The organism is uncultured Amaricoccus sp. (assembly GCF_937891315.1).
GTDB lineage: Bacteria > Pseudomonadota > Alphaproteobacteria > Rhodobacterales > Rhodobacteraceae > Amaricoccus.
This window is the reverse complement of record NZ_CALAGI010000043.1, coordinates 36,180-47,853: the sequence shown is the minus strand read 5'-3', so window position 1 is coordinate 47,853 and position 11,674 is coordinate 36,180. Positions and strand designations below refer to the sequence as shown.

Genomic DNA, 11,674 nt, shown 5'->3' with positions numbered 1-11,674 from the left:
CTTGGTCGGAAAGTCAACGAGATGGGCCGTTGGTATTAGCCACCAGACGATTCCGCCTGGTTGGATATTGTTCTATCCGCAGGACCGGTTCGGTTTCCGCGCCGGCTGGACGCAGATGCTGTTCGATGGTGTGCTGTTCCTGCTCGCCGTCGTACCCTGCCCCCGCGCGCCGTGACCTGTTCGCTGGTCGACGCGGTGACGCTGAACCTCGTAGTCGCCATCAACCACCGCCGCGACCGCTATATCGGCATGTGCCCTCCGGCCCCGGCGAAGGGCCGATTCAGAGCGCCTCGACCAGCACCAGATCGCGTTCCGACGCGCCCCGGGCGAAGCTCAGCGCCTCCTGGTAGGCGGTGGAATTGTAGCAGGCCTCGGCCGCCTCGAGGCTCGGAAACAGGACCACCACGTTGCGCGGCCGGTCGCGGCCCTCCATCTGCCTGTGACGGCCGCCCCGCGCCAGGAACTCGCCACCATGCGCGGTGATCGCGGCGGTGGCGCGCCTGGCATATTCGCCATAGGTGGCTTCGTCCGAAACGGACACATGGGCGATCCAGTAGGCCGGCATTCCGTGTACCCCTCAGGCTTCAAGAAGCGCGCGCGCCGCGGCGATCGCCTCGGGCGCGCGCGTCGCATCGGTCCCGCCGGCCTGGGCCATGTCGGGCCGCCCGCCTCCGCCCTTGCCCCCCAGCGCCTCGGCCGCCACCCGCACCAGATCGACCGCCGAGACCCGGTCGGTCAGGTCGGCGGTGACCCCGGCGGCCACCGCCGCCCGGTCCCCCGTATCGGCGACCAGCAGGACGACGCCCGAGCCGAGCCGGGCCTTGTGTTCGTCGATCAGCCCGCGCAGATCCTTGCCGGAAACGCCGCGCAGGGTCTGGGCGAAGAAGGGCAGCCCTCCCACGGTCTCCGGCCCCGCCGGAGCCGCCGCGCCGCCGTCACCCGCCAGCGCGAGCTTTCGCCGCAGATCCGCCAGCTCCTGCTCGCGCGACTTGCGCTCGTCGAGCAGCGCGCGGATCCGCTCCGCCACCTCCTCCGGCCGGGCGCGGAGCAGGCCCGCCGCCTCGGCCAGCGCCCGCTCCTGCGCCGCGACATGGGCGAGCGCGCCGGCGCCGGTCAGCGCCTCGATCCGCCGCACACCGCTGGCCGAGGCCGCCTCGCCCAACAGCTTGAAGGCGCCGATGTCGCCGGTACGCGCGACATGGGTGCCGCCGCAGAGTTCCAGCGAATAGGTATCCTTGCCCGCGCCGAGACCGCTGCCCGGCGCCGTTCCCATCGAGACCACCCGCACCTCGTCGCCGTATTTCTCGCCGAAGAGCGCGCGCGCCCCCAGCGCCTCGGCCGCGTCCGGCGTCATGATTCGGGTCTCGACCGCGCCATTCTGGCGCACGAAGTCGTTGACCTCCGTCTCGACCCGGCCCAGTTCCTCCGGGGTCATCGCCTTGGCATGGGCGAAGTCGAAGCGCAGCCGGTCCGGCGCGACGAGGCTGCCGCGCTGCGCGACATGATCGCCCAGGGCCCGGCGCAGGGCTTCGTGCAGCAGGTGCGTCGCCGAATGGTTCGCGCGGATCGCCGCCCGCCGCGCATGGTCCACCGTCAGGGCCGCCGCCGCGCCGACCGTGAAGGATCCCTCCTCGACATGGCCATGATGCACGAAAACGCCGGCCTTCTTGCGCACGTCGCTGATCGTCACCCGCGCGCCATCGGTGCGCATCACGCCGGTATCCCCGACCTGACCGCCGGATTCGGCATAGAACGGCGTCTGGTTCAGCACGATCTGCACGCTGTCGCCAGCCTTGGCCGCCCGCGCCTCCGCGCCGTCGCGGACCAGCGCCAGCACCTGCCCCTCGGCGGTCTCCGTGTCATAGCCGAGAAATTCGGTCGTTCCGTGCTTCTCGGCCAGGTCGAACCAGATCGTCTCGTCCGCCGCCTCGCCGGAGCCCGCCCAGGCAGCGCGCGCCTTGCGCTTTTGCTCGGCCATCGCCGCCTCGAAACCCGCGACATCGACCGCGCGCCCCTGCTCGCGCAGCGCGTCCTGGGTCAGGTCGAGCGGGAAACCGAAGGTGTCATAGAGCCGGAACGCCGCCTCGCCGGGCAACGCACCGCCGTCGGGCAACCGCTGCAACTCGTCTTCCAGCAGCCGCAGCCCGCGGTCGAGCGTCGTCTTGAACCGCGTCTCCTCGAGCAGCAGCGTCTCCTCGATCAGCGGCCGCGCCCGGCCGAGCTCGGGGAAGGCGCCACCCATCTGCGCGACGAGCGCGGGGACGAGGCGATACATCACCGGATCCTGCGCGCCGAGCAGGTGCGCGTGCCGCATCGCGCGCCGCATGATCCGGCGCAGCACATAGCCGCGACCCTCGTTCGACGGCATCACCCCGTCGGCGATCAGAAAGGAGGTCGAACGCAGATGGTCGGCGATCACCCGGTGGTGGGTCTTGCCAGGCCCGTCCGGATCGCTGGAGGTCGCCTGCGCCGAGGCTTCGATCAGCGCGCGCATCAGGTCGGTGTCGTAATTGTCGTGCTTGCCCTGCAGGACCGCGCCGATCCGCTCCAGCCCCATGCCGGTGTCGATCGACGGCCGGGGCAGCGGCGCGCGCACGCCATCCTCATGCTGTTCGAACTGCATGAAGACCAGATTCCAGATCTCGATGAACCGGTCGCCGTCTTCGTCCGCGCTGCCCGGCGGCCCGCCGAAGATCGCCGGCCCGTGGTCGTAGAAGATTTCCGAGCAGGGACCGCAAGGCCCGGTCGGACCCATCATCCAGAAATTGTCCGAGGTGGCGATGCGGATGATCCGCTCCTCCGGCAGGCCCGCCACCTTCTTCCAGAGATCGGCCGCCTGATCGTCGTCGTGATAGACGGTGACGAGCAGCTTGTCCTTCGGCAGGCCGAATTCGCGGGTCAGCAGTTCCCAGGCATGCGGGATCGCCGCCTCCTTGAAATAGTCGCCGAAGGAGAAATTGCCGAGCATCTCGAAGAAGGTGTGGTGCCGGGCGGTATAGCCGACATTGTCGAGGTCGTTGTGCTTGCCGCCCGCCCGCACGCACTTCTGGCTGGTGGTGGCGCGGGCATAGTCGCGATGCTCCACCCCGGTGAACAGGTTCTTGAACTGCACCATCCCGGAATTGGTGAACATGAGCGTCGGGTCGTTGCGCGGCACGAGCGGCGAGGAAGCGACCACCCGATGGTCGTTGCGCCGGAAATAGTCGAGGAAGGTGGAGCGGATATCGTTCAGGCTCGCCATATGTCGGTTCCCAGGGGTCGCGCGCCCGGCGGATTTCGCCACGCCTCGATCAAGCAGCGGTGTTAGCCTTCCCCGGGGCCGCTGTCCACGCCAGCGGCGCCCGGCACGACGCCTCGGCGGCCGATCCACTTCGAAATCGCCCGGTCGGAGCACCGGATGAAGCCGGCGCGACGGAGAAGCGCGCCGCGGGCGGAACGGGACCGCTGGCGCGCCATCGACGCGGCGCTTCCGCCGCGCGTCGGCCAGGTCAGGGCCGACGCGCGGCGGCCAGGGCGCACCGGCCGCCGCGAAGGCGCGTCAGGCCGACGCTTCGCCGGGCTTCATCTCTGGAAGCTGGCCTTTCGCCGCGACTCAGTCGTCCAGTACTTCGGACGTGTCCTCGCCCGACATGGCGAAATCGAGCCCGTGGGCGGCGCGGAGCTTGTCCTCGATCCGCAGGGCGATGTCGGGATTTTCCTTCAGGAAGGTCTTCGCATTCTCGCGGCCCTGGCCGATGCGCTGATCGGCGAAGGAGTACCATGCGCCGGATTTCTCGACCACGCCGGCCTTGACCCCGAGATCGACCAGTTCGCCGCGCTTGGAGATGCCTTCGCCATACATGATGTCGAATTCCACCTGCTTGAACGGCGGCGCCACCTTGTTCTTCACCACCTTGACCCGGGTGGAATTGCCGACCACCTCGTCGCGGTCCTTGATCGCGCCGATGCGGCGGATGTCGAGCCGGACGCTGGCATAGAATTTCAGCGCGTTGCCGCCCGAGGTGGTCTCGGGGCTGCCGAACATCACGCCGATCTTCATGCGGATCTGGTTGATGAAGATCACCATGCAGTTCGAGCGGCTGATCGCGCTGGTCAGCTTGCGCATCGCCTGGGACATCAGCCGGGCCTGGGCGCCGACCTGCGCGTCGCCCATGTCGCCCTCGAGTTCCGACTTCGGGGTCAGCGCGGCGACCGAATCGACCACCACCACCGAGACCGCGCCGGAGCGCACCAAAGTCTCGGTAATCTCGAGCGCCTGCTCGCCGGTGTCGGGCTGGCTGATCAGCATCTCGTCGATATTGACGCCGACCTTCTTGGCATAGACCGGATCGAGCGCGTGCTCGGCATCGACGAAGGCGCAGACCCCGCCCAGCCGCTGTTCCTCGGCGATCACATGCAGGGCGAGCGTCGTCTTGCCCGAGCTTTCCGGCCCATAGATCTCGATGATCCGCCCCTTGGGCAGCCCGCCGATGCCGAGCGCGATATCGAGCCCGATCGACCCGGTCGAGATCGCCTCGATATCCAGCGCGGGCGTCGAACCGAGCTTCATGATCGAACCCTTGCCGAAGCTGCGCTCGATCTGCGCCAGGGCGGATTCCAGCGCCTTCTGCTTGTCCATGCCACGTCTTTCGTTGAAGTCCAGGATGGGGGTAGCCATTGGCGCCTCTTATTTCACACTCGCGGGAAGGCGACAATCACGAGACCCGTGTTCGCGCCTTGTTCTCATCGCCTGAACATGAGCACGAAACGTGAACAATGCAAGATAAATCCTCCACAGGATTAATTCTCTGCGCGCCGCGTTTCCCCGGCGTGCCATTTCCCGCGCCTAGTTCGCCGCCATGCGCAACCCGACTGGATCCGCCTCGTGCGTCGGCTCGGCATAGACGGCGCGGACGGCCGTGTTGGTCGCGTCGAACCGGTCGTACATGTGCACCACGGGGAAGATCCGCCCGGTCGCCGCCGCCCGGATCCGGCCGTCGCGCACCACGGTCTCGGTCGCGACCGAACCACTCGCCAGCGTCGCGACGATGCCCTCGTAGTTCGGCACGAGGTCTATCCGCTCGGCGAAGGCGCCGGTGCGATACATGCGATTGAAGATCGCCTGCTCGATCTTGCCGAAGGGCGCGCGGGCGATCTCGTCGCAGAAGGTGGCGACCATCGACGCCATCGGCCCGACGCCTCCCGCCACGGTTCCGATGCAGATCGGCGAGAGCCGGGCGACCTTCGCATGCTCCGCCGTGCCATAGGCCTCGACATACCAGCGGCCGTTCCAGCCTTCGGCGCGGAAATCCTCGCCATCCTCGAAGAGCTGCACCCCGCCTTCGTCCACCGCGTCGAAGAACCGCGCCTGGAACACCACGTCCTTGATGTCGGCGAGCAGCACCTTGTCGTAGCGATGCGCGAAGCCGAGCAGCCGGCGATAAGCGAACCAGCGGCAGAGCTGCGGATGGTGCCAGGTCTCGATCATCGTGTAGTAGCCCTCGCGGATCTCGGGCGCCCGCCGCCCGACGCCCGCCCGGTCGAGCAGGCGCAGCGTATGCAGGAACCAGCGGTTCAGCGCCTTCGACAGGCGCGAGGTGCGGGGCGAATAGGTGCTCGGCGTGAAGATGGCACTGCTCGCGGTCTCCTCGAACAGATCGCCCAGCCCGTCGACGGTATTGGTCACGATCGCGACGTCGCATTCCTCGGGCCCGTAGATCGCGCGCGCCGAGCGCAGGAACACCTCCAGCGAGGCGCGGGTCTGGTTGGTGCCGAACCCCATGATCAGGTGCTTCTTCAACGCGTATGTCCTTTGGTTGCGACGAGAGGCGGCTTCAGACGAGGGCCACGTCGAGATGGTCCTTCACCTTCTGGGTAAGCTCGTTGAGCGTGAAGGGCTTGGGCAGGAAGGCCGAGTTCGGGATGCCGCTCTCGCCGCCGACGAAGGCGTCCTCGGTGTAGCCCGACATGAAGATCACCTTGGTGTCCGGTCGGGTCTTCTGCGCCTCGCGCACCCAGCCGGGGCCGTCGAGGCCGGGCATGATCACGTCCGACAGCATGATATCGACCCGGAAATCGGCGTCCTTCAGAATGTCGAGCGCCTCCTCTCCGGACGAGGCCTCGACCACGGTATAGCCGCGCAGCCGCAGCGCGCGCGCCGCGAAGCTGCGCACCGGATCCTCATCCTCGACCAGCAGCACGAGGCCGCGGCCCGTCAGGTCCTTGGATCGACGCACCTCCGGCTCTGGCGCCACCGGGGTCGCAACCTTGTCGTAGGCCGGAAGGTAGATGGTGAAGATCGCGCCCTGGCCGGCGGGGCTGTCGGCGAAGATGAAGCCGCCGGTCTGCTTGATGATGCCATAGGCGGTCGAGAGGCCGAGGCCCGTGCCTTCGCCGACCTGCTTTGTCGTGTAGAACGGCTCGAAGATCTTGTTGAGCTTGCCCTCGGGGATGCCGTGCCCCGAATCCGCCACTTCGACGACGACATAGTCCCCGGTCAGGACCACCGCCCGGTCGCGGTGAAGGTCCTCGGCGAGATGCGCGTTGCGCGTCGTCACCCGCACCTCGCCGCCACGCGGCATGGCGTCGCGCGCATTGACCACGAGGTTCATGATCACCTGCTCGAGCTGCCGCTCGTCCACCCGCACCGGCGCGAGGTCGGGCCCGTTCTCGATGCGGAGCGTCACCTTGTCGGTCAGCAGCCGGTTCAAGAGGTGGCTCAGCTCCGACAGCGTGTCCTGAAGGTTGATGACGGTCGGGCGCAGCGTCTGCTTCCGCGAGAAGGCCAGCAACTGGCGCACCAGCGCCGCCGCGCGATTGGCGTTCTGGCGGATCTGCATCAGGTCGCCATGCTCCACGTCCGCCACGTCGTGCCGCATCAGCAGGAGGTCGCAATGGCCGTTGATCGCCGTCAGCAGGTTGTTGAAATCATGCGCCACGCCGCCGGCGAGCTGGCCCACGGCCTGCATCTTCTGGCTCTGGACGAACTGCGCTTCCAGCGTCTTCAGCTCGGTCGCGTCGGACAGCACGGCCAGCACCGACGGCGCGCCGTCCAGCACCGCGCGGGTGAAGGCGACCTGCAGATAGATCTCCTGTCCGTCGAGCGCGCCGCGCGCCACTTCCGACCGGCCGAGCGCCCGGCCGCGGGTGGTATCGGCCAGCCGTTCGGCGATCGAGCGGCCCATGCCTTCCAGCAGGTCGGCGATATTGGTTCCCGGCCGCGCCCGCTCGCCGAGCAGCTGCCGCGCCGCCTTGTTGGCATAGGTGAGCACGCCGCTCGTCTCCAGTCGCGCCAGCGCCACCGGCAGATCCTCGAGGAAGTGATCGGGCACCAGCCCCGAGATCTCCGCGCCGCCGAGCGGGGTGAGCAGAAGGTCGCAGCCGCCATCATGCTTCGACAGCACCACCGCCCGCACCGCTCCGCCCGAGGCCGCCAGCATATGCACCCCGTCCGGGCGCGGCGGTGGATCGCTCAGAACCTCGGCGAGCCGCGCCGGCATGCTCCCGGTCAGCGCCACCGCCGCCGGGTTGGCCGCGACCACCTTGCCCTCGCCGTCGACGCGCAGCCAGGGCACGCCGAGCGCGTCGAATTCGGAGGCCGCCGCCGGTGGCGGCGCGACCCGCTCGACCCGCCAGAGCAGACTGCGCGGTCCCTGCCGCGTCGCGATCAGCCGATGGCCGTCCGTCTCGGCGATCGCGACACCGTTGGCGCGCGCCTCGCGCGTCATGCGATAGAGCGCGGCGCCGTCGGGCAGCCAGGCGCCGGGGAAGCGCGCGCCCCGGGCCGCCGGGTTGGCCGCGATCGGTCCGCCGCCGAGATCGGTAAGATAGACCGGCTCGGTATGACCCTCGAAAGGCTCGATCCCGCTCGGCCGCGCGGCGCGCGGCGTGCCGATCCGTACGGTCAGGAGAAAGCCGCCGAACACCAGCAGCGCGACGGCGAGCGCCGTCGGCGCCACAACCGATCCGGTCCAGAAGCTGGTCAGCGTCGAGCCGAGCAGGACCGCGCCGCTCAATCCGAGCACGGTGGCGCCGCGCGCGAGTCCTGGGCCAACTTCGGTGTCGATCTCGTCCCGCACCTTCCGCCTTTCGGAACATTGCGCGCGGCAACATAGCGCAAGTCCGGCATTTCAACCACAGGTTTTGTTAACGCGATCTGAATTCGCGCGATACGCTAGTCACGGGGCCCGGCGCGACTTCGGTCGGCGCCGGGGCCTGCCCTGCGCTACTTCCTCGGCTTCGGCGCGCGGAACCGCGCCATGAAGAAGCCGTCGCCGCCGTCGATCGGGCTCAGCCGCCGCGCACCGTCCGGCGCCCAGTCCGGATGCCGCGCGGCGAAGGCGGCCGCGCGCTCCTCGTTCTCGGACCTGAGCAGCGAGCAGGTGGCATAGACCAGCAGGCCGCCGGGCCGGACATGCGCCGCCGCCGTATCGAGGATCGCATCCTGCAGCGGCGGGTAGCCGGCGAGTTCCTCGGGCGTCAGCCGCCACTTGCCCTCCGGCTTGCGGCGCCAGGCGCCGGTGCCGGAACAGGGCGCGTCGACCAGCACCAGATCGCAGACCGCGCCCAGCCGCTCACGCTCGTCATCGCTCAGCACCCGCGCCTCGGCCCCGGCGCGGCGGGCGCGCTCCGGCAAGTCCGCCATGCGCCGGGGATTGGCGTCCCAGGCCATCAGCCGCCCCCGTCCCTGCATGGCGGCGGCGAGCGCCAGCGTCTTGCCGCCGCCCCCCGCGCAGAAGTCGAGCACGGTCATCCCCGGCCGCGCCCCGGCGCTCTCGGCGACATACTGGCTCGAGACGTCCTGCAACTCGACCATGCCCTGACTGTAGGCCCGGCTCGCCGCGACCAGCCGCGGATTCTCCAGCACCCGCAAGGCATGTCCGGCGAGCGGCTGCGACGCGACCCGCACCCCGTCCCGCGCCAGCACCACGGTCGCCGCGTCGGCGTTGGTCTTCAGCGTATTGACCCGCAGATCGACCGGCGCCCGCGTCCGCATGGCGCCGAGCACCACTTCGAAATCCTCGCCCAGCGCCGCGTGCAAATCCGGCCCGAGGAAATCGGGAAAGTCGAGCCGGATGCCCTCCGGCGCCGCGGCGAGATCGCGCGCCAGGCTTTCCCGTTCCACCGGAGTCGGCGGCGCCGGATCGTAGCCCGCGCCGGTGAACAGATCCTCGGTCCCGTCCCGCGCCGCCAGCGCCAGGACCAGCGCCCGCCCGGTATCGCCGCCGCCGAGCCAGCCGAGCGACCGGCGCCGGCGCAAGGCATCGAACACCAGATCGCGCACCGCCGCCCGGTCCTTCGATCCGGCGAAGCGGCTTGCCCGCGCCCAGCGGGTCAGCGCCCGCTCGGCGGGCTCGCCGGCGATCACGGCGTCGAGCAGCTCGATGGCGGCGGAAAGGCGGGCGCCGGGCGTCATGGCCGGTCTATTGCCCGCGAACGCCGCCCCTGGCAAGCCGCTGGCGCCCCCCGCCACCGCGGAGCAGTTTCGCCCCGCGCCGCGCTTCGAACACGCGCAGGAGGGAACGACACGGGCAAGAAGGATGACCTGATCGCGGTCCAGGCCGCCGATCTCAGGGAAAAACGCGGCGTGGAGCCGGACATGGCGCCGCTGACCAAGGTGGCGATCGCCCGCGGCCACGCGAACCGGAGCAAGCACCGTGCCGTGGTCTGCCATCCGCTGACCCGCCATTTCGGCAAGGAATCCGCCTGCGCCTAGAGCAATATCCAACCAGACGGAATCGTCTGGTGGCTAAGATATTGCGCCAAATCAAGACTCTAGAGCAGACGAGCCGGCTCTGCCGGATCAGACCCCGCTCTAGGTGCGACCGGTCACCCGCCCGCGGTCAGGTCCGCGCGCTGATCCGCGTCACATGCCCCATCTTGCGGCCCGGCCGCGCCTCGGCCTTGCCGTAGAGATGCAGGGCCGCGCCGGTGAGCGACGGCGCCGCGAGTACCTCGTCGCCCAGCAGGTTCGTCATCACCGCGTCCGAATGGCGCGCCCCGTCACCGAGCGGCCAGCCGAGGATCGCCCGGACATGCTGCTCGAACTGGTCGATCAGACAGCCGTCCTGTGTCCAGTGGCCGGAATTATGCACCCGGGGCGCGATCTCGTTGACGACGAGCCCGCCCCCCGCCGTCACGAAGAGCTCGACCCCGATCACCCCGACATAGTCGAGCGCGTTCAGGATCCGCCCGGCGATCAGCACCGCGTCCTGCGCCGTGCCGGCCCCGATCCGGGCCGGTACCGTCGTGGTGTGGAGAATCCCCGCCCGATGCACATTCTCGCCCGGATCGAAGGCCACGACCGCGCCATCGATCCCCCGCGCCGCGATCACCGAGATCTCGCGCTCGAAGGCGACGAAACCCTCCAGCACCGAGGGCGCCGCGCCGACCGCCTCCCAGGCCGTCGCCGCGTCCGCGGGGTCGGCGATCCGTGCCTGACCCTTGCCGTCATACCCCAGGCGCCGCGTCTTCAGGATCGCCGGCGCACCGATCCGGGTGAGCGCCGCCCCGAGATCGCCAAGTCCGTTCACCGCCGCGTACGGCGCGACCGCGAGCCCGATCCCGCTCAGGAAATCCTTCTCGGCGATCCGGTCCCGCGCCACCTCCAGCGCCCGCCGCCCGGGCCGGATCGGTACCAGATCCGCGATCACATCCACCGCCGCGAGTGCCACATTCTCGAACTCGTAGGTCACCACATCGACCCCGGCCGCGAAGGTCCGCAGCGCCGCGACATCGTCATAACCGGCGCGTACCACCGCCTCGACCACCGGCCCGGCGCAAGGGTCCGCGGCCGGCTCGAACACGTGGCAGCGCGCCCCGAGCCGGGCCGCGGCGAGCGCCAGCATCCGCCCGAGCTGTCCACCGCCGAGAATGCCGATGACCGCGCCCGGCTTGGGTGCCCCGACCTCAGGCGCCATCCGGCACCTCGGCCACCGCCTCGGTCTGCGCCGCCCGCCACGCCCCGAGCCGCGCGGCGAGATCCGCGTCGGTCAGCGCCAGGATCGCCGCGGCGAGCAGCCCGGCGTTCACCGCGCCCGCCGCGCCGATGGCGAGCGTCCCGACCGGCACGCCTTTCGGCATCTGCACGATCGACAGCAGCGAATCCATCCCCGACAATGCCTGCGACCGCACCGGCACGCCGAGCACCGGCAGCCAGGTCTTGGCCGCCAGCATCCCCGGCAGATGCGCGGCGCCGCCCGCGCCGGCGATCACCACCCTGATCCCCCGCCCGGCCGCGGCTTCGGCATAGGAAAACAGCCGGTCCGGTGTCCGGTGCGCCGAGACAATCCGCGCCTCGTGCGGCACGCCCAGCGCCCCGAGCAATTCGGCCGCGCCGCGCATCGTCTCCCAGTCCGACTGGCTGCCCATCACGATCCCGACCAGCGCGCTCATGCGATGATGTCCGGCGTGATCTCGTCCGCGATCCGCGCGATCTGGTCCTTCAGCATCAGCTTGCGCTTCTTCAGCCGACGCACGGTCAGCGGATCCGCCCGGCCCGCCTGGTCAAGCGCCGCGATGGCGTCGTCGAGATCGCGATGCTCGCGCAGAAGCAGCTCCAGCGTAACGCGGAGCATCTCCTCGCGCGACATGGTCGGTGGCTTGGTCATCGCACGGGTATAGCGCCCGTCCCGAGCCCCGCCTAGCCCCCCGAACCGGCCCGGATCCCTTGTTTTTCGCGCTTTCGACCCCAATC

The 11,674-nt window shown here is 69.7% G+C and carries 10 protein-coding genes; 1 reads left to right on the top strand and 9 read right to left on the bottom strand.

From position 1 onward, the window contains the following. Nucleotides 1-280: 280 nt before the first annotated feature. The 6 genes from Q0480_RS03505 to Q0480_RS03480 form a co-directional block, all read right to left on the bottom strand. Entirely contained in the window at nucleotides 281-565 is a 285-nt protein-coding gene (locus tag Q0480_RS03505; RefSeq protein ID WP_299130760.1) for a DUF1330 domain-containing protein, read from the bottom strand. Between the two features lie 12 nt (nucleotides 566-577). Continuing rightward, complete coding sequence (alaS, locus tag Q0480_RS03500) at nucleotides 578-3,241, bottom strand: alanine--tRNA ligase (protein WP_299130757.1); 2,664 nt, start codon at nucleotides 3,239-3,241, stop codon at nucleotides 578-580. A 351-nt stretch (nucleotides 3,242-3,592) separates the two neighbouring features. Further along, complete coding sequence (gene recA / locus Q0480_RS03495; protein ID WP_299130755.1) at nucleotides 3,593-4,657, bottom strand: recombinase RecA; 1,065 nt, start codon at nucleotides 4,655-4,657, stop codon at nucleotides 3,593-3,595. A 168-nt stretch (nucleotides 4,658-4,825) separates the two neighbouring features. Beyond that, the gene (locus tag Q0480_RS03490; RefSeq protein ID WP_299130753.1) at nucleotides 4,826-5,779 is read right to left on the bottom strand and encodes a hypothetical protein; all 954 of its coding nucleotides are present in this window, start codon (nucleotides 5,777-5,779) and stop codon (nucleotides 4,826-4,828) included. Nucleotides 5,780-5,813: 34 nt separating this feature from the next. After that, entirely contained in the window at nucleotides 5,814-8,057 is a 2,244-nt protein-coding gene (locus tag Q0480_RS03485; protein ID WP_299130750.1) for an ATP-binding protein, read from the bottom strand. A gap of 146 nt (nucleotides 8,058-8,203) precedes the next feature. Continuing rightward, nucleotides 8,204-9,394: an RsmB/NOP family class I SAM-dependent RNA methyltransferase gene (locus Q0480_RS03480; protein ID WP_299130747.1), complete on the bottom strand. Its 1,191-nt coding sequence runs from the start codon at nucleotides 9,392-9,394 to the stop codon at nucleotides 8,204-8,206. Nucleotides 9,395-9,565: 171 nt separating this feature from the next. Between Q0480_RS03480 and Q0480_RS03475 the strand changes: the two genes are divergently transcribed. Further along, the gene (locus tag Q0480_RS03475; protein WP_299130769.1) at nucleotides 9,566-9,694 is read left to right on the top strand and encodes a hypothetical protein; all 129 of its coding nucleotides are present in this window, start codon (nucleotides 9,566-9,568) and stop codon (nucleotides 9,692-9,694) included. A gap of 127 nt (nucleotides 9,695-9,821) precedes the next feature. On the opposite strand, the gene Q0480_RS03470 is transcribed toward Q0480_RS03475, so the two are convergent. From Q0480_RS03470 to Q0480_RS03460, 3 genes are read right to left on the bottom strand one after another with little or no spacing between them, the layout of a single operon-like run. Further along, nucleotides 9,822-10,898, bottom strand: coding sequence for a 5-(carboxyamino)imidazole ribonucleotide synthase (locus tag Q0480_RS03470; RefSeq protein ID WP_299130745.1), 1,077 nt, complete (start codon nucleotides 10,896-10,898; stop codon nucleotides 9,822-9,824). Further along, nucleotides 10,888-11,373 carry a 5-(carboxyamino)imidazole ribonucleotide mutase gene (purE, locus tag Q0480_RS03465; RefSeq protein ID WP_299130742.1) on the bottom strand — a complete coding sequence of 162 codons (486 nt, stop codon included), beginning with the start codon at nucleotides 11,371-11,373 and terminating at the stop codon, nucleotides 10,888-10,890. The genes Q0480_RS03470 and purE overlap by 11 nt, the downstream gene beginning before the upstream one ends. Beyond that, nucleotides 11,370-11,588: a DUF465 domain-containing protein gene (locus Q0480_RS03460; RefSeq protein ID WP_299130739.1), complete on the bottom strand. Its 219-nt coding sequence runs from the start codon at nucleotides 11,586-11,588 to the stop codon at nucleotides 11,370-11,372. Before Q0480_RS03460 ends, purE begins: the two co-directional genes overlap by 4 nt. Nucleotides 11,589-11,674 lie beyond the last annotated feature (86 nt).

Bases quoted from the DNA above. Each gene is read 5' to 3' on its own strand.
- Q0480_RS03505 (WP_299130760.1), bottom strand. From the start codon at position 565: ATGCCGGCCTACTGGATCGCCCATGTGTCCGTTTCGGACGAAGCCACC.
- alaS (WP_299130757.1), bottom strand. From the start codon at position 3,241: ATGGCGAGCCTGAACGATATCCGCTCCACCTTCCTCGACTATTTCCGG.
- recA (WP_299130755.1), bottom strand. From the start codon at position 4,657: ATGGCTACCCCCATCCTGGACTTCAACGAAAGACGTGGCATGGACAAG.
- Q0480_RS03480 (WP_299130747.1), bottom strand. From the start codon at position 9,394: ATGACGCCCGGCGCCCGCCTTTCCGCCGCCATCGAGCTGCTCGACGCC.
- Q0480_RS03470 (WP_299130745.1), bottom strand. From the start codon at position 10,898: ATGGCGCCTGAGGTCGGGGCACCCAAGCCGGGCGCGGTCATCGGCATT.
- purE (WP_299130742.1), bottom strand. From the start codon at position 11,373: ATGAGCGCGCTGGTCGGGATCGTGATGGGCAGCCAGTCGGACTGGGAG.
- Q0480_RS03460 (WP_299130739.1), bottom strand. From the start codon at position 11,588: ATGACCAAGCCACCGACCATGTCGCGCGAGGAGATGCTCCGCGTTACG.